This is a genomic window from Pseudarthrobacter sp. PH31-O2 (genome assembly GCF_030063265.1).
Lineage (GTDB): Bacteria > Actinomycetota > Actinomycetes > Actinomycetales > Micrococcaceae > Arthrobacter.
The window spans coordinates 215,164-236,001 of record NZ_JASIST010000001.1 but is presented as its reverse complement, the minus strand read 5'-3'; the positions used below and the strand labels follow the sequence as shown (position 1 = coordinate 236,001).

General features: G+C 67.3%; 16 protein-coding genes. 8 read left to right on the top strand and 8 right to left on the bottom strand.

Going from position 1 to position 20,838, the window contains the following annotated elements; genetic code table 11:
* Positions 1–22 precede the first annotated feature (22 nt).
* The 5 genes from QMG72_RS01015 (at position 23) to QMG72_RS00995 (ending at position 4,830) form a co-directional block, all read left to right on the top strand.
* Positions 23–1,405 carry an amino acid permease gene (locus tag QMG72_RS01015; protein WP_282360398.1) on the top strand — a complete coding sequence of 461 codons (1,383 nt, stop codon included), beginning with the start codon at positions 23–25 and terminating at the stop codon, positions 1,403–1,405.
* Between the two features lie 188 nt (positions 1,406–1,593).
* Entirely contained in the window at positions 1,594–2,640 is a 1,047-nt protein-coding gene (locus tag QMG72_RS01010) for a thiamine pyrophosphate-dependent enzyme (protein WP_283479357.1), read from the top strand.
* Entirely contained in the window at positions 2,633–3,676 is a 1,044-nt protein-coding gene (locus QMG72_RS01005; protein WP_283479355.1) for an alpha-ketoacid dehydrogenase subunit beta, read from the top strand. Before QMG72_RS01010 ends, QMG72_RS01005 begins: the two co-directional genes overlap by 8 nt.
* Positions 3,669–3,998, top strand: a complete 330-nt coding sequence (locus tag QMG72_RS01000) for a biotin/lipoyl-containing protein (RefSeq protein WP_226774823.1) — start codon at positions 3,669–3,671, stop codon at positions 3,996–3,998. The genes QMG72_RS01005 and QMG72_RS01000 overlap by 8 nt, the downstream gene beginning before the upstream one ends.
* 4 nt (positions 3,999–4,002) lie before the next feature.
* A complete protein-coding gene (locus tag QMG72_RS00995) occupies positions 4,003–4,830 on the top strand; it encodes an alpha/beta fold hydrolase (RefSeq protein WP_283479352.1) in 828 nt (275 codons plus the stop codon).
* A 795-nt stretch (positions 4,831–5,625) separates the two neighbouring features.
* On the opposite strand, the gene QMG72_RS00990 is transcribed toward QMG72_RS00995, so the two are convergent.
* A complete protein-coding gene (locus QMG72_RS00990) occupies positions 5,626–6,981 on the bottom strand; it encodes an MFS transporter (RefSeq protein ID WP_283479350.1) in 1,356 nt (451 codons plus the stop codon).
* Between the two features lie 343 nt (positions 6,982–7,324).
* Between QMG72_RS00990 and QMG72_RS00985 the strand changes: the two genes are divergently transcribed.
* Complete coding sequence (locus QMG72_RS00985) at positions 7,325–8,044, top strand: IclR family transcriptional regulator (RefSeq protein ID WP_226773335.1); 720 nt, start codon at positions 7,325–7,327, stop codon at positions 8,042–8,044.
* Between the two features lie 87 nt (positions 8,045–8,131).
* Here the strand turns inward: QMG72_RS00985 and QMG72_RS00980 are convergent, their stop codons facing one another.
* The 5 genes from QMG72_RS00980 to ctaD all read right to left on the bottom strand — a co-directional run bounded on the left by QMG72_RS00980 (position 8,132) and on the right by ctaD (position 16,875).
* Complete coding sequence (locus tag QMG72_RS00980) at positions 8,132–9,556, bottom strand: MFS transporter (protein ID WP_282360401.1); 1,425 nt, start codon at positions 9,554–9,556, stop codon at positions 8,132–8,134.
* 137 nt (positions 9,557–9,693) lie between these two features.
* A complete protein-coding gene (locus QMG72_RS00975) occupies positions 9,694–12,777 on the bottom strand; it encodes an AAA family ATPase (RefSeq protein WP_283479347.1) in 3,084 nt (1,027 codons plus the stop codon).
* The gene (locus tag QMG72_RS00970; protein ID WP_226774597.1) at positions 12,774–13,961 is read right to left on the bottom strand and encodes an exonuclease SbcCD subunit D; all 1,188 of its coding nucleotides are present in this window, start codon (positions 13,959–13,961) and stop codon (positions 12,774–12,776) included. Before QMG72_RS00970 ends, QMG72_RS00975 begins: the two co-directional genes overlap by 4 nt.
* A gap of 55 nt (positions 13,962–14,016) precedes the next feature.
* On the bottom strand, positions 14,017–15,006 hold the full coding sequence (locus tag QMG72_RS00965; RefSeq protein ID WP_226774598.1) for an MIP/aquaporin family protein: 990 nt from the start codon (positions 15,004–15,006) through the stop codon (positions 14,017–14,019).
* Between the two features lie 126 nt (positions 15,007–15,132).
* The gene (gene ctaD / locus QMG72_RS00960) at positions 15,133–16,875 is read right to left on the bottom strand and encodes an aa3-type cytochrome oxidase subunit I (protein ID WP_282468005.1); all 1,743 of its coding nucleotides are present in this window, start codon (positions 16,873–16,875) and stop codon (positions 15,133–15,135) included.
* A 176-nt stretch (positions 16,876–17,051) separates the two neighbouring features.
* Here ctaD and QMG72_RS00955 point away from each other — a divergent pair, with 176 nt between their 5' ends.
* The gene (locus QMG72_RS00955; protein WP_226774486.1) at positions 17,052–18,167 is read left to right on the top strand and encodes an ADP-ribosylglycohydrolase family protein; all 1,116 of its coding nucleotides are present in this window, start codon (positions 17,052–17,054) and stop codon (positions 18,165–18,167) included.
* Between the two features lie 36 nt (positions 18,168–18,203).
* Here the strand turns inward: QMG72_RS00955 and QMG72_RS00950 are convergent, their stop codons facing one another.
* Both QMG72_RS00950 and QMG72_RS00945 read right to left on the bottom strand, forming a co-directional pair.
* Positions 18,204–18,752, bottom strand: coding sequence for a DUF4395 domain-containing protein (locus tag QMG72_RS00950; RefSeq protein WP_226774485.1), 549 nt, complete (start codon positions 18,750–18,752; stop codon positions 18,204–18,206).
* Positions 18,753–18,833: 81 nt separating this feature from the next.
* Positions 18,834–19,853 carry a 3'-5' exonuclease gene (locus QMG72_RS00945; RefSeq protein WP_226774484.1) on the bottom strand — a complete coding sequence of 340 codons (1,020 nt, stop codon included), beginning with the start codon at positions 19,851–19,853 and terminating at the stop codon, positions 18,834–18,836.
* A gap of 147 nt (positions 19,854–20,000) precedes the next feature.
* Here QMG72_RS00945 and QMG72_RS00940 point away from each other — a divergent pair, with 147 nt between their 5' ends.
* Complete coding sequence (locus QMG72_RS00940) at positions 20,001–20,768, top strand: VTT domain-containing protein (RefSeq protein WP_226774494.1); 768 nt, start codon at positions 20,001–20,003, stop codon at positions 20,766–20,768.
* Positions 20,769–20,838: the final 70 nt, after the last annotated feature.

The following is a 20,838-nucleotide window of genomic DNA, read 5'->3' as shown; positions in this document are numbered from 1 at the left end:
CACCACACAAAGGTTCGCCAGCATGACAATGAAGTCCACCGCAGAGCGCCCCGGCCTGAAACTCGGCCACAGCATGAAGCCACGCCAACTGACCATGATGGGACTCGGCAGCGCCATTGGCGCCGGCCTTTTCCTTGGCTCGGGAGCCGGCGTCCAGGCCGCCGGACCCGCCGTCCTGATTTCCTACCTGGTCGCTGGAACCCTGATCATCCTGGTGATGTGGGCCCTCGGGGAAATGGCCGCCGCCAACCCCAACAGCGGTGCTTTTTCGGTCTACGCCGCCAAGGCCATGGGCCGGACCGCCGGAGCCACCGTGGGTTGGCTCTGGTGGCTGCAACTGGTGGTCGTCATCGCCGCCGAGGCCCTCGGCGCCGCCGCCCTGCTGTTCACGGTATGGCCGGTAATCCCGGTCTGGGCCCTGTCGCTGGTCTTTATGGTGATGTTCACGGCGATCAATCTGGCCGGGGTGAAGAACTTCGGCGAATTTGAGTTCTGGTTCGCCATTCTCAAGGTGACCGCCATCCTGCTGTTCCTCGGCATTGGCGCCGCCCTGCTGCTGGGCCTGCTGCCCGACGTCCCCTCCCCCGGACTGACCAACTTCACCGCCAATTTCGCCCCCACGGGCTTCGGCGGCATTGCCACCGCGCTCTTTGTTGTGATCTTCGCTTTCGGCGGTACCGAGATTGTCAGCGTGGCCGCCGCCGAGACCGAGAACCCGCGGCACAGCGTGGCCCAGGCAATCCGCACCGTCGTCTGGCGGATCCTGGTTTTTTACATCGGCTCCGTGTTCGTTATCGCGGCGGTCCTGCCCTACACCTCGGATGCCCTGGCGTCGCCGTTCGCCGGCGTCCTGGACACCGCGGGGATTCCCGGCGCCGGCACCGCGATTACCCTGGTGGCCGTCGTCGCCCTGCTATCGGCGCTGAACGCGAACCTCTATGGCGCCTCCCGGATGGTTTTCTCGCTCTCCGAACGCGGCGAGGCTCCCCGGTTCCTGTCGAAGGTCAATAAGGCGCGGGTGCCCGTGCTCGCCGTCGGCGTCTCCGTGGCTTTCGGCTTCCTGGCCACCGTGCTGGAGCTGCTCTTTCCGGAGCAGATCCTGCCGGCGCTCTTCCAGCTGGTCGGCTCGACCTGCCTGATGGTCTGGGGCTCCGCTCTGGTGTCCCAGCTGATCCTGCGCCGCCGGGCCGACCGCGAGGGCACCGAGCTGCCGCTGCGGATGAGGGGCTTCCCGGGGCTGACCATCTTCGGCCTGGTGCTGCTGGCCCTGATCTTCGCCGTCGGCTTCAGCAGCCCGGAGAGCAGCAGGCAACTCGTCAGCACCATCGCGCTGGTCGCCGGCATTGCCGCGGCCTGCTGGATCGGCGCCCGGCTGACCCGCAACCGTCCGAACGTGTCCAAGTAGCTCGCAGCTGAGGCCGTTTTGGCGGCTCAGAACGACCTCAGCTGCGAGTCAGTTGGGCTGGGAGTCCGGCGCCGTGATATGTACAAACTGACAGGCTCGACGGCGGTTTAGCCGGCATCCCTGTGCAGTCTGGCTACTGATTCGGCGGCTGATTGCCTAGTGACGACGCGGTGACTAGGGTCACAGCCATGGACACTCTTCCCGTGGCTGCCGGCGATGCCGCCGACCCGCTCACTCCCGCCCAGCTCCGCGAGCTCTATTCGCTGATGGTGGCCGTCCGCCACCTCGACGCATCGGCGATCGCCTGGCAGCGCCAGGGCATCATCCCCGGCTACGCGCCCGAGCTCGGCCAGGAGGCCGCCCAGGTTGGCAGCGGCTACGCCGTTGACACCACCCGGGACTTCGTGTTCCCCACCTACCGCGAGATGGGGGTGGCCCGCACCCTGGGCGTGGACATGGTGGCGTATATGGCGACCCACAAAGCCAGCTGGCACGGTGGTCTTTACGACCCCGTCAAGTCCCGGCTCGCACCGATCCAGGCTGTCGTGGCCGGCTCGGTGCTGCACGCGGTGGGCTGGGCCCACGGCCAGACGCTGACCGGCACCGCCGACGGCAAGCTCGGCGTCGCCCTGACGTACTTCGGTGACGGCGCATCCTCCCAGGGCGACGTCCATGAGGCCCTGAACTTCGCCGCAGTGATGAAGGCCCCAGTGGTGTTCTTCGTCCAGAACAATGGCTGGGCGATCTCGGTCCCCACCGAACGCCAGGTGGCCGGCGGCTCCGTCGCCGCCCGCGCCGCCGGCTACGGAATGCCGGCGCTGCAGATCGACGGCGATGATGTGGTCGCCGTCGTCGAGGCAACCCGGCGCGCGTTCGCGCACGCCCGGGCCGGCAATGGTCCGGTGCTCATCGAGGCAATGACCTACCGGCGCGGACCGCACTCGACCTCCGACGATCCGGGACGCTACCGCTCCCTCGACGAGGAGCGCGACGGCGCCGGCGCCGATCCGCTGGAGCGTTTCCGGCAGCGGCTGCTCGCCGAGGGCATCGCCGACGAAGCCTTCTTCGCCGCGGCCCTCGCGGCAGCCAAAGCCGAAGAGGAACTCATCCGCACCGGAATCCAGGGACTCGACTCCCGCCCCGGCACCGAAATGTTTGACCTGGTTTTCCAGGAAACCACCCCTGTCCTGCAGGGTCAGGCCACCAACTGGCGCGAGGAGTCCGAACATGTCTAACTCGATGCTCACAACCGAAGCTGCCGTGAATGGTCCGGTTGCCACCACGGTGATGTCCATGCAGCAGGCCCTGAACCGCGCCCTCGATGAGGTTCTCGCGGAAAACCCGAAGGCCCTGATCTTCGGCGAGGACTGCGGCCGGCTCGGCGGCGTCTTCCGGATCACGGACGGACTGCAGGCCAAACACGGCGAGCAGCGCGTTTTTGACACCCCGCTGGCGGAATCCGGCATTCTTGGTATGTCCGTGGGCTTGGCGATGGCCGGGTTCCATCCCATCCCCGAAGTCCAGTTCGACGGCTTTGCCTACCCTGCGATCAACCAGATCGTCTGCCAGATGGCCAGGATGAACTACCGCAGCCGCGGCACCCTGCCGATGCCCATTACCCTGCGGGTTCCCAGCTTCGGCGGCATCCGGGCCCCCGAACACCACGGCGAAAGCCTGGAGGCGCTTTTCGCCCATGTGCCGGGCCTGAAAGTGGTCTCGCCCTCAAACCCACACGAGGCCTACCACCTGCTCAAATACGCCGCCACGCGGCCGGACCCGGTGATCTTTATGGAACCGAAGTCCCGCTACTGGCAAAAGGGCGAGGTGGACACCGCCAGCCACGATCCGGCCGGGGGCTCCCCCACCGGGGCCAAGGTGATGCGTGAGGGCCGCCACCTCACCCTCGTCGCCTGGGGCGCCATGGTGGCCCGCTGCCTGCAGGTGGCCGAACTTGCCGCCGAGGACGGGATCGACGTCGAAGTCCTGGATCTTCGCTGGCTCAAACCGATCGACGCCGCCGCGCTGGCCGTCTCAGTGCGCAAGACCCGCCGCGCCGTCGTCGTCCACGAAGCGCCGCTGACCTCCGGGCTGGGTGCCGAGGTGGCGCAGCTGATCACACAGGGCTGCTTCGACACGCTGAAGGCGCCGGTGGAGCGTGTCACCGGCTTTGATGTCCCTTACCCCTCCGGCGACCTGGAGGATGAATACATCCCGAACATTGACCGGATCCTCTTTGGGATCCAGCGAGTATTGGAGTACAAACGTGGCTGAAATTTCCTTCCCGCTGCCTGATCTCGGCGAAGGCCTGATCGAGGCCACCGTGCTGGAATGGCTCGTCTCCCCGGGCGATCAGGTGGAGCGGAACCAGCCCCTCGTGGAGGTCGAAACCACTAAGTCGGCCGTTGAATTGCCCAGCCCGCAGGCGGGTAAGGTAGTGCGTATCCACGGCGGGCCGGGCGACAAAATCAACGTCGGCGAGCCGCTGATCGTATTCGAGGTGCCGGACAACACCGCCGGCATCGTGGGCACGGTTCCGAAGGACGAGGCACCGAAGCGCCGGGTACGCCTGAGCGCCGTACTTGATGAGGACTGAGACCATGAGCGGCAGGCACACCGGCGAGCAGCATTCCCACACCGTGGAGGGCACCGACCCCCAGCTCTATGTTGGGGTGCACGAGCCGGACTCCGACGCCGGGCTGCGGCCGGTGCTGCTGCTGCACGGCTTCTCCTCCTCGGGCAAGCTCAACTGGGAGGACACCGGCTGGCTGACCGCATTGCTGGCGGCCGGCCGCCGCGTGATCGTTGTGGACCTGCCCGGTCACGGCCGCAGCGGCGCCCCCGAGGACAGGGACTCGTATGCGCCCAGCAGGATCCGGGCGGACCTGTTGCAGATCGCGTTCGACGCCGGCGCCCGGCCGCTGCGCGACGGGGACCCGAGCAGCGGACTGGACGTGATTGGCTACTCCCTCGGCTCCCGGCTCGCCTGGGAATTCGGCGCCACCCAGCACGAACTGGTGCACCGGCTGGTCCTGGGCGGACCCAATGTTTCTGATCCGCTGGCCGACTTTGACCTGGCAGCCGCCCAGCGCTACCTGGCCGACGGCACTCCGATCGCCGATCCGTCCACCGCCGGGCTGCTGAAGATGGCCCAGATGCTCCCGGGCAACAACATCTTTTCGTTGCTGTCCCTGGTGGAAGCCATCAAGGCCGAGCCGTTCAATCCCGCCGAGGCGGTCCCGCACATGCCGATGCTGCTGGTGGCCGGGGAAAAGGACGAGCGCGCCGCCTCCATGCCGGAACTCGCCACCCTCGGCGCGGCGGCCGGCGCCATGGTCGAACAGCTGGTCCTGCCGGGCCGGAACCACACCAACGCCATCACCAGCCGCGCCTTCAAGCAAGGCGCCGTGAGCTTCCTGGGCGTCTGAGTGCACGGCGGGGTCACATCCGGGCCCGCCGAACGCCCGGGACGGGCGCGAACCGACTCCGCGGTGGCTCCGGCCGCTTTTTGGCGGACCAGCCGGCCTTAATCTGCCGCGGCAGGGCCGCGCCGTCGGCATCCGCGCTGGGCACAACATCCATCCTGCCGGGCCAGGATTAACCTCCGGTACCGCAGTCAAAGAAGGCTGGGGACGTCTAGGTCTGCTTCGTCGTCGGCATGGCTGGCTGGGGACCTCCGACATCGGCTCCGCCTGCCCGCTTTGGGCGGATTTTTTCGCGGTCGCAAGGTCCATGCTGGAACCCGGGGTTGCGGCGGCCAGGCGGTTCGCTTTGATCCGGGCCGGAACGGGCAGCGCGTCAGCGTTGGCCAAAAGCTCGCGCTGCAGCCTTTCCAGCAGCCGGCCGGCACGGCGCACGGACCACGGAGCGCGAATCGACGCTCTCCCGCCGGGTCACGTCCGCACCCTAAAAAGCTCCGGCCACAGGATCCCCCCGTCCGTCCCCCCGCGTACACCGCGCAGCCTGCCCGCCCCTCGGCCCGGCTGCAGCGGTTTGACCATCAAGGGATGGATGGAACTGCCGCCGGAGCAGATGGGCGCCGGTCATCCGTCTTCTCCGGACGTGGCCGGGCTTTCCCGATGGGCACTGAGTGAACGCGCCCTGGGTTAAAGTCAAGGGACACGGGACCGTGAACTGCCCCTGGCCGTCGGAACCGACGCCTCGGTCCAACGTTCAGGAGCAGCGCACAGGCGGCCCGTGTCCCTCCGGTGCTGCGTTGCCTGCTAGTGCCGGACCGATTCTGCCGGCACATGGGGGGCGACACCGAGCGGACGGCCCTTCGTCTCCCCGGCAAGAATGACGCCTACCGCGGAAATCACGCAGAGAACCATGATGTAGATACCGATGGAACCGGTCCACTTGGTGCCCTGCAACAGCGCCTCCGCGATGGTGGCCGCAAATGCACCGCCCAGGATGGCACCGAAGGCGTAACCGATCGAGATACCCGAGTAGCGCACGTTCGCCGGGAACATCTCGGCGTACATGGCCGACATCGGACCGTAGGACAGACCCAGGCCGATGGTCAGGACAAACAGCGCCACGCCGTAGAGCACGATGTTCCTGGTGTCGATGAGCGCAAACATCGGGATCATCCAGGCGAAGACGATTGCGTAGCCGGTCAGGAAGGTCTTGACCCTGCCGATCTTGTCCGACAGCCAGCCGCCAACCAGGGTGAAAATCAGCCAGCCAAAGGAAGCCAGCGTGGTGGCAAGCAGAATCTGCGGGGTGGGCATCTTCAGGGACTTGGTGGCGTAGGAGATAAAGAATGCGATCAGCAGGTAGCCGGCGGCATTGTTGCCAATGAAGATCATCGTCGAGTAGAGGACGGCCTTTTTATGCTTACGGATAAGCTCTCCCAGCGGGGCCTTGCTCTCTTCCTTGCGGGCCGACATTTCCTTGAATACGGGGCTCTCGGCGACGGCGCGACGGATCAGGTAGCCGACCACGATCAGGACGATGGAGAGCAGGAACGGAACACGCCAACCCCAGGACGCGAAATCCTCCTTGGACATGGACGTATTGAGGAAGTACAGCAGGCCGGTGGCCAGGATCATGCCGACCGGGACGCCGATCTGCGGGTAGGCGCCAAAGAGGCCGCGCTTGCTCATCGGTGCATGCTCGACGGCCATCAGTGCGGCACCGCCCCATTCGCCGCCGGCGGAGAAGCCCTGGATGACGCGCAACAGGATCAGCAGGATCGGAGCCCAGACGCCGATCTGGGCGTAGGTGGGAAGCATGCCGATCAGCGCCGTCGCCGCACCCATCATCACGAGCGTGAAGACCAGCATGGCCTTGCGGCCGAGCCGGTCTCCCAGATGACCGGCGACAATGGCGCCGAGCGGTCGGAACAGAAAACTGATGCCAATGAGGGCAAAGGACAGGATCTGGGCCAGTCCCGGGTTCGAGGCGTTCAACGGTGCCAGGAACAGCGGCGACAGCAGCGTTGCTGTCAGCTGGGCGAAGATGAAAAAGTCATACCACTCGATGGTGGTCCCGACCAGCGTGCCCGCGAGGACTTTGCGTTCCTCATGCTTGCTGCTGGGACCCGCCTCTGAATCGACACTTGAAGTTGCGGTCATTGAAACTCCGTAGTTGGGGGCAGGGATGCTGCCCGGGTGGGTGCGATGAAAACAAGTCAATGCCTCAAGATTTACTGATCGAACGGTCAGTAAGTATTTAGATCTTACTATGAAATATGTGACAGAGCGCACGTTTATGCAAAAAAGCTTTGCCGGCCCCAACATTGACGTCTGGCTGGTGCCGGTGTGGTGCAGCATAGTGCGCCGTGATCCTGATTCCACCTAGGTTGTTCTATAATGGAACTCGATATTCACATATCGAACGCTAGACTACCGTGATTCAGAGCACAAGGGCCACACGTCGCTTCCCTGCTTCACCCGCGCCCGCGCCTAGGATGGATGTATGACCCCGACCGCCGGCAGCGCCCAGGCATCCCCGTCCCAAACGCTGTCCCGCGGCATCCGCGCCCTGGAAATCCTGGCTGATGCCCAGCACCCGCTGACCATCGCCGAACTCGCCGGCGAGTTGGGAGTGCACCGCTCCGTCGCGTACCGCATCCTGCGCACCCTGGAGGACCACTCGCTGCTGGTGCGCGACGACGGCGGACGGGTCCAGCCGGGACCGGGCCTCGCCGTTCTGGCCCGGGGCGTGTCCCGGAACCTGCAGACGGCGGCCTTGCCCGAGCTGACCCAGCTCGCGAATGCGCTGACGATGAGCGCTTTCGTCGCCGTCTGGGACCGCGAGGAATGCGTCACCCTGGTCACCGTCGATCCCCGGCATACCGGGGCAACCGTCGTGCAGCATCCGGGCACCCGGCATCCGATCAGCGCCGGGGCCCCCGGAATCGCAATCCAGTCGGCCTTATCGGAAGAGGAGTGGGCCGCCGCCGCGCCCGGCATCCCGTACCGGGCCGAAGCGGCCGAGGCGCGCGGCCGCGGCTATTCTGCCAGTCACGACGAGGTCCTCGCCGGCGTCTCCTCCATGGCCGTCCCCGTTCGGGTTCCGGGCGGCCGGCCCGCGGCTCTCGCCGTCGTCTACATCCGAGCGGCCCAGGACCCTGCGGAAGTCGCCGCGGCCCTGGCCGCCAGCGCCGGGCGCATCGAGGCCCAGCTTGGCGGGTGAGGATCGTCCACCCGCCGTTGCGCTAGCACCAATGGTTCTTCGGGAGTGTTAGGGGTGCCCGGAGCGGGGACCGGCGCCAGTGTAACTTCAGGGAGCCGGCGTGCTTGGCTTCCGGCGTTGCAGCACAACGGCGCCTGCCGCTCCCAGCAGGAACAGCGCCGCGGCCGCGCAGACGGGCACCACAAATGCTGTGGCGTAGCCCTGGTGCTGCGCCAACTGCCCGGCGATGGACGAACCGATCGCGGTGCCGGCAACAATACCGCTGGCCAGGGCGGTCATGACCGTTCCCAGCTTTCCGGCCGGGGCGACGATTCCGCCGATCGCGAAGACTGTGACCATCAGCGGGCCCACCGGCAGCCCCAGGACCAGCAGCACCACGATCATGGGAAAAATGGCCGCAGGCAGCAACAGAAGCAGCGCCAGTGAAGCCATCAGGGCTGCGCAGACCAGCCACCGGGCGTTGGCTGTGAACCGCTGGGACCAGTACGCCACCGACAACGCCGCCGCTGCCGAACTCAGACCCATCACCGCATACAGCAGGCCCGCCAGCTCTGCGGTGGCGAAGCTGGCGGAGAACGAACTCAGCGCCGTCTGGGTGGATCCGAAGAACGTGCCCATACAGACCATGGCCAGCACGGGGAGCGCGACGGCGCCAACGGCGCCTGCCCGCTCGCCGGCGCTAAGCGACGCCCGCAACTGCTTTGCAAGGGCGGTCGATGCCGTGGTGCGCGCCGGTGTCCGGACCACCGCACGGTGCGTATCGTGGACCGCAAAGGCCGGGACGAGGGTAATGGTCAGGGCAGCGGCCAGGGCCAGCGGCAGCCAGGGTGCGATCAGGCTCGCCAGGATACCCACAAGCGCCGGGCCCAGGACAAATGTAAGTTCGTCAGCGGTGCCTTCGTAGGACAGCGCGGTGTCCAGATCCGCCGGATTGGCGTCGCGTCCGCCGCGGGAGGTCAATGCCATCCATCGGACCCGGGCCAGCGGCCCCACTTGGGGGCTGCTGATGCCGGCCACAAATGCGGCCGCCAGGACGGGGACGGCGGCACCCAGGTCCTGTCCGCCGGGGATCAGGTAGGCGGAAATGATCAAGGCGATAACCGCGACGGTGTTGAAGACCGCGGCGAAGAGCAACACCGGCCGTTGGCCCCGCCGGTCCGCCAGCGCGCCGAGGACCGGGGCCCCGAGAGCCGAGCCGATGCCTACAGCGCCGGCCGACACGCCGCCGACGGCGTAGGAGCCGGTGACGGCGGTGACCAGGGTGAGGGTTCCGACAGTGAGCATCGCAAGCGGGAGCCTGGCGAAGAGTCCGACCGGGATGAAGCTCCGCCCTGCCAACAGCGGCAACCGGGCGTATCGTCCGGCGGTGCGCGGTGCAGGCGCCGAGGAGCCCGGCCCCGGCGGGGCGGGCGGGCGGGAAGGTGCGGCCGGGCCCGAGAGGGAGGCCGCCGTGGTGTCAGGGAGCTGCGGCGCCGTCGAAGCGGGCGCTTGGGAGGGAGGGAAGTGGGTCATGATTCCGGGTTCGTTCAATGGTGCGCATCGTCCCTCCTCCCGATGCGCGCGACCCGGTAACAGTACGATTCTAGCCGCATCGTTCGACGCCTGCACAGGGCCGGCAGCCGCGGCGGCTCCAGGGTGTCAGATGCGTGTCAGGGCTGGCCGTCATCGGAGATGTGCACGGTGGAACCGCTGCGCCCCTTGACTACCTGCAGCTGGGTGCTGATGCGCTGCTTCATTTCGGCCACGTGGCTCACCAGACCGACCACCCGGCCGCCGTCCCGGAGCCCCTCCAGCGCGTCCATAACCTGCTCGAGAGCTTGTTCGTCGAGGCTGCCGAAGCCTTCGTCCACAAAAAGCGTCTCGATGTCGACACCGCCGGATTCCTGCTGTACCACGTCCGCGAGGCCGAGGGCCAGGGCCAGCGAGGCCATAAAGGATTCCCCTCCCGAGAGCGTTGCCGTGTCGCGGCGCTGCCCGGTCCACTGGTCCACCACTTCCAGGCCGAGCCCGGATTTCTGCCCCCGGGCCGCCTTCGCGTCGGTGTGCTGCAGGGTGTAGCGGCCATCGCTCATTGCGACGAGTCGTTCTGAGGCGGCGAGAGCCACCTGTTCGAGCCGGGCCGCGAGGACATAGCTGTTCAGGCTCATCCGGTAGGTGTTGTCTCCCCCGCCGCGTGCCGCGTCCGCGACCGCCGTCAGCAGTGCTGCCCGTTCCCGCGGTTCCTGACCTGCCGCCGCGAGTTGCACATAGGTGTCGGCGATAGTGTCGAGGGTGCGTACGGATTTTTCCGCGAGGCCGGCCTCAAGTTCCGCGTCCCTGGCGGCGCGCTCAGCCGTGGTGGCTTCTGCGCTGAGCCGTTCCACCAGCTCCGCGGCAAGCGGGCCCTCCGTTGCCAGCTCGTGCGCCGCCAGCACCAGGTCCTCGCTGGCAAAAAGTTCCTCAATCCGGACAGCTTCATCTAGTCCGGCACGGACGTCCGCTTCCAGGGCTGCCGCAGCCGCGGCCGGCAGCAGGGCGCCGCGGGCCGCCTCAGCGGATGCGAAACCGGTGCCGGGAAGGGCCAGCTCCAACTGCCGACGGGCCTCCGCGGACCGGCCGCTGGCCTGTTCCAGCAGGTTCCGCGCTTCCTCGGCGCGTTCCAGCACGGCCGTTGCACCGTCCACGGCTGTGATGCGGGCTGCCAGGACCGGGTGTCCTGCCCTGAGTTTGTCGAGCGCCAGTTCCAGGGCATCGGACTGTTCCTGGACTTCGGCCAGGGTGGAGCCGATCCGGGCAATGCTGGAGTCCACAGCCGTTCGGGCCTGCTGGCCTGCGGCGCTCTCCTCCTCGAGTTCGGCGTGCCGGGTGCGGTTGGCGGCAAGCTCCGCCGCAGCGCGCTGCGCTTCCGCGGCACGTTCCCTGGCCAGGGCGGCGTCGAGGGCGGCGACGTCAGGGGCGGTATTGCCGCCCTGCGCCGCCAGCACGGCAACGTCCTGCTGGGCCTCCGCGAGTTCGCGTTCGAGGCTCGCGAGTGCGCCTTCCGCGGCCTCGCAGGCGCGCTGGGCGGTCTCTTCGGCCTCGGCCACCGTCAGGGCCGAAGCCGCTGCCGGGGCGGGCGCCGGGTGCTCGGGGCTGCCGCACACCAGGCACGGGAGACCGGGCAGCAGCTGGGAGGCCAGTTCCGCGGCAGCATTGGCCAGCCGTTCCTCACGCAGATCGAGCCAGCCCTGGCGCAGGTCCTGGTAGCTTTCCCGGGCCACGCCGTGGCGTTGCGCGACGGCTTCGCAGCTGGTCTCCGCCCGGGCGTACCGCCGGACCAGGACCAGCAGTTCTTCGGCCGCCGCTGCTTCTTTGGACCGCAACTGCACCTCGGCGGCGAGTTCTTCGAGCGGATGCATTGAAGCGAGAAGGGCAATGGACTCCGCCTCCAGGGCGGCCAGGGCAGCATCACCTGATGCCCGCTTGTCTTCCTGCCCGGCCAACTCCAGGCCAAGCCGCGCGGCGCGGCTCCGGAGCCCGGCGAGGCTCGATTCCTCGGGCAGCCGCTCCTCGAGCACGGCGCGCAGGGTACGCAATCCGGCCAGGGCAGGCCGCAGCGCAGCGCCATCGAAGGCAGCGCTGTCGAAGGCGGAACTGTCAGCATTAGCGGCGCTGTCCGCGGCCGCAGTCTCTAACGCGGCAAGTTCGTCGTCGGTAAGCGCCGCGGTCCGCAGATCGTGTCCTGCCGCCGCCATCGCTGCCCTTGCATCTTCCTCGGCCCTGGCGGCACCGTCGACCGCCTGCAGTTGCCCGCCGAGTACTTCGGCCAGCCGATGCAGGTCCAGCTGTCTGCTCTTGGCTGCGATGGCGGGGGCCGCGGCCTCAGCCGCGGATTGCCGGCGGCGGGCAACGGCCAGCCTGGACTGGCGGGCATCCCGTGTTGCCGCGGCGTCCCTGGCGGCCAGTCGCTCAGCACGCTGCCGGTCGGCCGCCAGGGCTGCCGCACGGTGTTGTTCCGCGGCACCGGCTGCACGAGCCTGGAGCCAGGGCAGGAACGAGTCCGTGTCAGCGCGGTCCGGAGCGGCCTCCCCGTCGCGTTCCAGCGTTGCCGTTTCAGCCTCCGCCTGCGCGAGCAGGAGCTCAAGCCGGCCATTGAGACCGGCGACCTCGCTGCGGGCTGCCTGCGCGTTCCGGCCCAGCTCCTGTTCAACAGCCTCAAAACGCTGGGTACCAAAGAGGCTCTGCAGCAGCTCCAGGCGGTCGGCAGCCTTGGACCGCAGGAAGGCCGCGAAGTCGCCCTGCGGCAGCATTACAACACGGGTGAACTGCTCCCGGTTCATGCCGAGGACCGCTGCGATCTCGGCGCCGGCTTCGTCGTTCCGGCCGGATTTTTCAAGCCATCCACCGTCAACGCGTTCCCGGAGCAGCGTATTGGCCTGCTGCACCGTGAAGCCGCTCCTACCCCGGGCGCTGGGCTTCTGCCAGGCCGGCGAGCGGGAGACCTCGAAGTGCCTGCCGCTGGCGGAGAACTCACAGGTGACCCGGGGCTCCGCGGTGGCCTCGGCATGGTCGCTCCGCAGCCGCTTGCCGTCCTGCCGCGCCCCGGGCACTGACCCATAAAGGGCGAAGCAGATGGCGTCCAGAACGCTTGTCTTCCCCGCTCCGGTGGGACCGTTGAGCAGGAACAGGCCATGGGCGCTCAGGCGGTCAAAATCGATGTGTTCGGTGCCGGCGAAGGGTCCGAAGGCGGAGATCTCAAGGCGATGGATTCTCACCGTGAAATTCCTTCCAGGCGCACGGCTTCCAGGGCTTGGGCCAGGACAGCTGCCTCGCCGTCGTCGGCGCCGCGGCCCCGGACGTGCTCCAGGAAACTGCAGCAGACGGCAAGGTCGTCGGTAGCGCCGGCGAGCCGGCTGCTGTAACTGCTCTTCGCGGCGGCACCGGCACCCTCCGGGTCGAACCCCAGCACCAGTGTGTCCGGGAAGCGCGTGCGCAGCCTTTCCATGGCCTGCGCCGGGCGCTGTGCGTCGGTCAGGGTGATCTGGCAATAGGCAGACTCGGCCCAGGCGTGTTCCTCCGACACGAGCAGCTCCGCCAATTTCCCGCGCAGCACGGCCAGCGTACGCGGAGCTGTCCAGAGCACCTCCCGGACCGCGCCGATGCCGTCAGCGTCGACGTCCACGAGCCAGCTGCCTTTGCGGTGCTTTGCTTCGGAGAACGAATAGGCGAGCGGGGAGCCGGAGTAGCGGACGGTGGGCGAGAGCTCCTGCCGCCCGTGCAGGTGGCCGAGCGCTGTGTAGCCAAAACCGTCGAAGAGGTCCAGCGGCACAGCACCCACACCACCAATGCTCAGGTCCCGTTCACTCTCGGAACTGATCCCGCCGCTGGCGAAGGTATGCGCCAGCACCACGGAGTGGACCGTTCGGCCGGCGCTCCGGGCCGCGAGATCGGCACGGATCAGGTCCGTGGCCGCCCGGGTTACCTCGAAGTGGCTCGCGGTCCCGACGCCGAGCTGTTCGGCCACCAGCCGTGGCTCCAGCCAGGGGATACCGTAGATGGCGAGCACGGCTCCGGTGCCGTCAACGGCATCGGCTTCGTCGTCGAGCGGGAACAGCACTGGCTGCTCCAACTCGGAGAGCCTGGTGCGCAGGTGCACTCCCCCGCGTTCCAGCAGCCGGGACGCGAAGCCGAGCCGGATGGCCGAGTCGTGGTTGCCGCTGGTCAGGACCACCTGGGCACCGGCACCGGTCAGGGCCACCAGGGCGTCGTCGAGCAGGCGGACGACGTCGACCCCCGGCAGGGCACGGTCATAGACGTCGCCGGCGATGAGGACGACGTCGACCGCCTCATCACGGACGCAGCTGACCAGCTGATCGATGAACGCGCGCTGGGCATCCAGCATCCCGACGCCGTGGAATGACCGGCCCAAATGCCAGTCCGAGGTGTGCAATAACCGCATACTCCTACGGTATCGGCTCCCACCGACAGGATTGCGCCACCGCTCCGGCACCCGATTACTTGCCGCGTTCGCCGTCGAAGAAAGCACGCGCTTCGTCGCTGCCGGCGGCCGCGCCACCGGCAGCCAGCCGGACCTGTGCCTCAGCCGGGTCCGGTGCGCCCAAGTCGTCGGATTCGCCCAGGTCGTCGGCTTCCTCGGCTTCGTCGGCCTCGCCCAGGTCCTCAGCTTCGTCAGCTTCGTCGGCTTCCTCGGCCTCGCCAGCCGAAACCGGCAACGCGCCCAACGTCAGCTGCGCGAAGCCGCGGACCGCGAGCCCCGCCACGGCCGCACCTACCAGCGGGGCGACCCAGAACAGCCACAGCTGTCCGAGCGCATCCGGGCTGCTGAAGAGCGCGGAAGCGGTGGCACGTGCCGGGTTAAAGGGGGAGTTACCGGGCGCCTGGCCAAACTGCAGGAGCACCGCAGTGGTCAGGCCGACGGCGAAGGGCGCCGCCAGCCGGGAGGGGTTCCGCCGCGAGGTGGTGCCCAGGTAGACGGCGACCAGCAGCGCGGCGCCGATCACCTCAATGAGCAGCACTCCCGCCATCGGGACCTGGATGACGGACCGATCACCGAAGCCGGCGTTCACCGTGTCGAAAGCCGTTCTGGCGTCGGCGATGTTCGGGACGGTGCGCAGGAGGCCAAAGAGGGTCACCCCGGCCAGCAGTGCGCCCACCAATTGCGCGCCGATGTAGGCCGCCGCGTCAGCGGGCCGCAGCCGGCCGGCAAAGGCGTTCCCCGCCGTCACGGCAGGATTAAAATGACCGCCGGAGAGGTATCCGAACGCGAGCATCGCTGCTGTAACTGCCAGTCCCGCGGCGAGCGGAGCCGACAGCGGGTTCGACTGCGGGATCGTGAACAAGGGAACGCCCAGGCCGGCGATCACCACAAAAAACGTCCCGAGAGCCTCGCCGGACAGTCGGCCCAGCAACCGGGGCTGCGGCGAAGTGTCCGTCGTGGCGGCTGTCCGGTCAGTCGACTCGCGGGCTGGGGCAGGCGTGATCATGGTGGGGAATTCCTTTGTTTGGGGCCAGCGAGCAGTCTGTCAGCGGAGTCTGGATGTTCGCTGGACCCGGACCCGGCGCTGCCAAAGCCCGCGCCCCCAACCGGGAATGTGCAACGGGTTCAGACTTCAGTCGCTGGGATCAGGGGACCGCGGGTCCCTCTCGCCCAGGTCTGCTGCCCCCAGCGTGGCAGCGGCCGGACTACGCGAAGCGTCGTGCACGCGGGCGCTCACCTCCGGGTGGTGGAGGTCCAGGGCCGGTCGCTCGGAGCGGATCCGCGGCAACGAGGTGAAGTTGTGCCGCGGCGGCGGGCAGGAGGTGGCCCACTCCAGAGAGGCGCCAAAGCCCCACGGATCGTCCACTTCGACGCGTTCGTTGCTGCGCCAGGTGATGTAGACGTTCCAGAAGAACGGGATCAGCGACGCGCCAAGCAGGAACGAGGAGTAGGTGGAGAACTGGTTCATCCAGGTGAAGTTATCCTGCGGCATGTAGTCCGCATAGCGGCGCGGCATACCCTCCACGCCGAGCCAGTGCTGGATCAGGAAGGTGCCGTGGAAGCCCAGGAACAGCATCCAAAAATGGATCTTGCCGAGGCGTTCGTTGAGCATCTTCCCGGTGAACTTCGGCCACCAGAAATAGAACCCGGCGAACATCGCGAACACCACGGTGCCGAAGACCACGTAGTGGAAGTGAGCCACCACAAAGTAGGAATCGGAGACATGGAAGTCCAGCGGCGGCGAAGCCAGGATGATGCCGGTCAGGCCGCCGAACAGGAAGGTCGCCAGGAAGCCCAGGCTCCACAACATCGGCGTCTCAAAGGTAATCGATCCCCGCCACATGGTGCCGATCCAGTTGAAGAACTTCACCCCGGTCGGAACGGCAATCAACATGGTCATAAATGAGAAGAACGGCAGCAGCACCGAGCCGGTCACGTACATGTGGTGCGCCCACACGGTCACGGACAGCGCGGCAATGGAAATCGTTGCATAGACCAGGCCCTTGTAGCCGAAGATCGGCTTGCGGCTGAAGACCGGGAAAATCTCCGTGACGATGCCGAAGAACGGCAGGGCAATGATGTAAACCTCGGGGTGGCCGAAGAACCAGAACAGGTGCTGCCAGAGGACCGCGCCGCCGTTCTCCGGATCAAAAATATGCGCCCCGAAGCGGCGGTCAGCACCGAGCGCGAACAACGCCGCGGCCAGCGGCGGGAACGCCATCAGCACCAGGATCGCCGTCACCAGGATGTTCCAGGTGAAAATCGGCATCCGCCACATGGTCATACCCGGGGCACGCATGCAAATAACCGTGGTGATGAAGTTCACCGCGCCAAGGATGGTACCGAAACCGGACAGCGCCAGGCCAAAGACCCAGAGGTCACCGCCCACACCGGGGCTGAAGGTCGTGTTGGACAACGGCGCATAAGCAAACCAGCCAAACGACGCCGCACCCTGCGGAGTGATGAACCCGGACACGGCGATAGTGGAGCCGAAGAGGAAAAACCAGAAGGCCAGCGCGTTCAGCCGCGGGAAGGCGACGTCGGGGGCACCGATCTGCAGCGGCATAATCACGTTCGCGAAGCCCGCGAACAGCGGCGTCGCGAACATCAGCAGCATCACCGTGCCGTGCATCGTGAAGAGCTGGTTGTACTGCTCCTTGGTCTGCAGGATCTGCATACCCGGTTCGAACAGCTCGGCACGGATCAACAGCGCCATCACACCGCCGAAGCAAAAGAACACAAAAGAGGCAATCAGGTACATGTACCCGATGGTCTTATGGTCAGTCGAGGTGATCCAGTTGACGACAATGCGTCCCTTGCCGCTGGGCACCGGCGGCGTGCCAACCGCAACGGCGCTCATCTGGTCTAGAGCCATTTCGGCCTCCCGTAGCTGCAACCGTCCGTGCTGGCACGCCGGCACGGACACCGATAAAGCGTTTATCCCGACCGTAGCCACCCGCGGTTCTCCCCGCAAGGGCGCAGCCGCTCTGGTGGCGGCGAATCTATGGCAGCGCCGCGGCCCGGCCCCGCAACCGGGTAAAATTCTTGCTCATGAGTACCGAGCCCGCAACGACCCCAGCACCAGAACCCGCCCCGTCGCACGCATCCCGGATCCACGGCTGCCTGCTGGGCGGCGCGCTGGGTGATTCACTCGGGTACGCCGTCGAATCCGACGACATCTCCACCATCCGCGGAAAATTCGGGGCGGAGGGGCTGCGCGGGTTTGCGGCACTCGACGGGGTCAGCCACTTTTCCGACGACACGCAACTCACGCTGTACACCGTGGACGGGCTGCTGGAAGCGCTGGAGTGGGCCAACTCCGGTGTGGGCGCGGACACAAACGCCTGCCTGTGGCTCGCCTACCTGCGCTGGCTCGCCAGCCAGGGAGTGCCGGTTCCGGAAGCCGCCCCGTTCCAGCCGCCGCGATGGATCGATACCCACGCCGTCCTCAAACAGCGGCGCTCCCCCAACGATGCCTGCCTGAGCGGACTCGCGACGGGAGAAATGGGAACGTATTTCCGTCCCGTCAACCCGGAGTCCAAGGGTTGCGGCACGGTGATGCGCTCGGCCCCGTTCGGTTTGATCCCCTACATTGCCGCCGGCGACGTCTACAAGCTCAGCGCCGACGCAGCCTCGCTGACCCATGGGCACCCCGCGGCGCGGCAGAGCGCCGGCATCTTCAGCCTTGTTATCCATGCGCTGGTCTCCGGCCGGAGCCTGCGCGAGGCAGCCGAAGACGCCCTCGGACTCTTTGCGAACAGCCCGCTGCGCAAGGACGAACAGGTTGATCCCGACGTTATGGCCCGGCTTGGCACCGCACTGCGGCTTGGCACCGCCCGTGCACGGCTGGAGCCGGAGGAGCTGGTCCGGACTCTTGGTGCGGGCCGGGTGGCAGAGGAAGCACTTGCCATTGCGCTGTACGCGGTGCTCGCCACCGAACCGGATCCGACGTCGCCTGCCGGAAGCCCGGCGGAGCACTTCCGCACGGCAATCGCCGTCGCGGTTAACCACAGCGGGGACAGCGACTCCACCGCATCGATTGCCGGCAATATCCTGGGGGCGTTCTACGGCGAGGATTGCCTTCCCGCGCAGTGGCTTGAGGCACTGGAGGCTCCGGAGGTCATCCGCGGCATGGCGACCAGGCTGGCCGCTGTCACCGGCCCCTGACCGGGCCCCGGCTGCGGTCCGCACGGACCACCTGCGTTAGGCCCGGCGGAGCGAAATGTTGTTGCAGGCCTCGCACACGTCCTCGGGAATCAGGCCGCGGCGCTGCAGGAAGCCGAAAACGGCGCAGCCCAGGCAGTAACCGGCAAACGCTTCCAGGGACGCCGCAATAATCAGGAGCGCCAGCAGGATCCACGCCGCCGGTGCAAGTCCGGCGGCGAGCAGGAGTGCCGCAGCCGTGGACAGGACCGCACCGATGCCCTGGGCGAAACGCTTCGGCGGGCCGGGGACCAATCGGCTTTTCCCCAGCCGGGGCGTCAGGACCCGGACGGAAAGTTGGGCGAGCGGTGAAATCCGCGGACCGAAAAGGACACGCAGCCAGAACCCGGCGGCAATCACGGCCAGACCCCAGCCGAAGCCGGTCAGCAGGGTAACCAGCGAAAGCAACACCACCAGTGCGGCAGTGACCCGGGCTGCGTATTCATTCACCGGGTTCGGAAACGCAAAAACCGTGCGCCAGTCGACGGAGCCGCGCGACGCCCGGGCGGGTGCCGGCGGCGCGGCCGGTGCCGAGGTTAGTTTGCTCATCGTCCAAGGCTAGGAGCGCACCCGCTCCGGACGAAAAGTTTGTTGCGCAGTATGACCGCCAGGGCCCTGTCCCGGCGGGTCTCAGGCACTCGCGGCGGAGGCCACGTGCCCGCCCACCATCTGCAGGAATTCGCCCTCGGACAGGACCTCGATCCGTTGCCCGCGTGCGTGCAGCTCCAGCACCCGCCTGGCCTTTCCGGTCAGCCGGCCGGAGCGAAGGTCGGCGGCGACAAAACCGTCTCCGACCACCAGCAAGGTGGTGCGGGCAGTGACCCGGCTTTCGGGCCGGGCGCCCAGCTCGGCGGAACGGACCTTCGCCTCGGGCCGGGGAATGGCCAGTTCGCCGGTGAAGACCACGGTCTGGCCGAACAGCGGGTGGCCGGCCGCGGCGGATGCGTTCGGCGGTGGATTGGCGCCTTCCTCCGGCCAGCCAGGCTGGTAGGGCCGCGCGGGCGCCAGGGCTGCCGGTCCCGCGGCGAGGGCATCGAGGGCTGACTGGCTGGCCTTGGAGAGCGGATCGCACAGCGGGTCGAAAGCCTCCTGGCGGGACACCGCCAGGCCCAGGGACAGGTACAGCTCCGCGACACTGCCGGCCCCGTTGCGCGCGGCGATGTCAATCAGGATCCCGGCGCACGCCCGCGCGTCCTCAGCGGCGTCGTGGTGGTTGAGCAGCGGAACACCGGCCTCCTCGGCCGCGTACGGCAGCGAATTGGACACCAGGGAATAGCAGCGGCGGGAAAGCATCACGGTGCAGACGTAATCATAGGCGGGCCCCGCCAAGCCGGAGACCTCCAGGCCGGAGCGGATCACGCCCAGGTCAAACGCGGCATTGTGGGCGGCCAGGACGTCGCCGCCGATGAACGCGCCGATTTCCGGGAAGAGTTCACCGAAACGCGGCAACCCTGCGACCTGCTCAGGCCGGATGCCGTGGATCCGCACGTTGTGGTGGTCGAAGCGGTCATGGTTTTCCGGCGGCCGCATCAGCCACGAGGCCTCCTCGACCACTACACCGCCGCGGACCTTGCTCAGGCCAACAGCGCACGGTGAACCTCGGAAGCCGTTCGCGGTCTCAAAGTCGATCGCCGTAAAGTCCAAACCCACGCTCCCAACTTTACCGCCGCAAAACCAGCCGGTGGCCCAGCTGCGACGGCCGCGCCGCCGCCGGACCGCGGCCGGGCCAGCTGGCCGACCGTCCGTCGGCGCACGACGGCGGCGGTCAAGTATCCTTGACTGGTGAACCCTTTAGCTTTGAGTGACTTTGCCGTGTCCACGTTCGGCGGCGCGGGCCCGGTGCAGCCGCGGCTTGCCTCCTTCCTGCCCGACTGGCTGAACCCCCAGGTCTTCCTGGCCGACCCCGCCCTTGCGCCGTGGGTGGTCCTGCTGGTGTGTGGCATCATCTTCGCCGAAACCGGCCTGCTGATCGGCTTCTTCCTGCCGGGAGACTCGATGCTCTTCACGGCCGGGCTCCTGGTGGCCACCGGGACCATCAAGTTCAACATCGTTGCCTTCGCTGCGCTGATCATCGTTGCGGCGATCATCGGCAACCAGGCCGGTTACCTGATTGGCTCCAAGGCGGGCCCGGCGATTTTCAACCGGGAAAACTCGAAGCTCTTTAAGCGCGAGAATGTCGAAAGCGCACATGCCTTTTTCGAGAAGCACGGCGGCAAGGCCTTGATCCTGGCCCGATTTGTGCCGATCATCAGGACCTTCGTCCCCGTGATTGTTGGGGTGGCCCAGATGAACAAGCGCCAGTTCTTTGTCTTCAACGTCATCGGCGCCGTGCTGTGGGGCGGCGGCGTGACGCTCCTGGGTTACCTGCTGGGCGACACCGTCCCGTGGGTCCGGGAAAACCTGGACATCATCTTCATCGCGATTGTCCTTGTCTCCGTGATCCCGATCGGCATTGAGGTTATCCGCGGGCTCACCGCCAGGCGCCAGGCCGAAAAATACGGCACCGGCGTCGTTGCGGAGTTCATCGAAGAACACGAGCCCGAAGAGGAACGCAAGACCCCATAATTCCCGCTCGGCAGGCAGTTCGGAAAGCCGCCGTTCTGGAAACCCCGGCCGCAGAGGACGGCGCCCGGCG

Coding starts and splice junctions, on each gene's coding strand:
- QMG72_RS01015 (WP_282360398.1), top strand. CDS start 23: ATGACAATGAAGTCCACCGCAGAGCGCCCCGGCCTGAAACTCGGCCAC.
- QMG72_RS01010 (WP_283479357.1), top strand. CDS start 1,594: ATGGACACTCTTCCCGTGGCTGCCGGCGATGCCGCCGACCCGCTCACT.
- QMG72_RS01005 (WP_283479355.1), top strand. CDS start 2,633: ATGTCTAACTCGATGCTCACAACCGAAGCTGCCGTGAATGGTCCGGTT.
- QMG72_RS00995 (WP_283479352.1), top strand. CDS start 4,003: ATGAGCGGCAGGCACACCGGCGAGCAGCATTCCCACACCGTGGAGGGC.
- QMG72_RS00990 (WP_283479350.1), bottom strand. CDS start 6,981: ATGACCGCAACTTCAAGTGTCGATTCAGAGGCGGGTCCCAGCAGCAAG.
- QMG72_RS00985 (WP_226773335.1), top strand. CDS start 7,325: ATGACCCCGACCGCCGGCAGCGCCCAGGCATCCCCGTCCCAAACGCTG.
- QMG72_RS00980 (WP_282360401.1), bottom strand. CDS start 9,556: ATGACCCACTTCCCTCCCTCCCAAGCGCCCGCTTCGACGGCGCCGCAG.
- QMG72_RS00970 (WP_226774597.1), bottom strand. CDS start 13,961: ATGCGGTTATTGCACACCTCGGACTGGCATTTGGGCCGGTCATTCCAC.
- QMG72_RS00965 (WP_226774598.1), bottom strand. CDS start 15,006: ATGATCACGCCTGCCCCAGCCCGCGAGTCGACTGACCGGACAGCCGCC.
- ctaD (WP_282468005.1), bottom strand. CDS start 16,875: ATGGCTCTAGACCAGATGAGCGCCGTTGCGGTTGGCACGCCGCCGGTG.
- QMG72_RS00955 (WP_226774486.1), top strand. CDS start 17,052: ATGAGTACCGAGCCCGCAACGACCCCAGCACCAGAACCCGCCCCGTCG.
- QMG72_RS00950 (WP_226774485.1), bottom strand. CDS start 18,752: ATGAGCAAACTAACCTCGGCACCGGCCGCGCCGCCGGCACCCGCCCGG.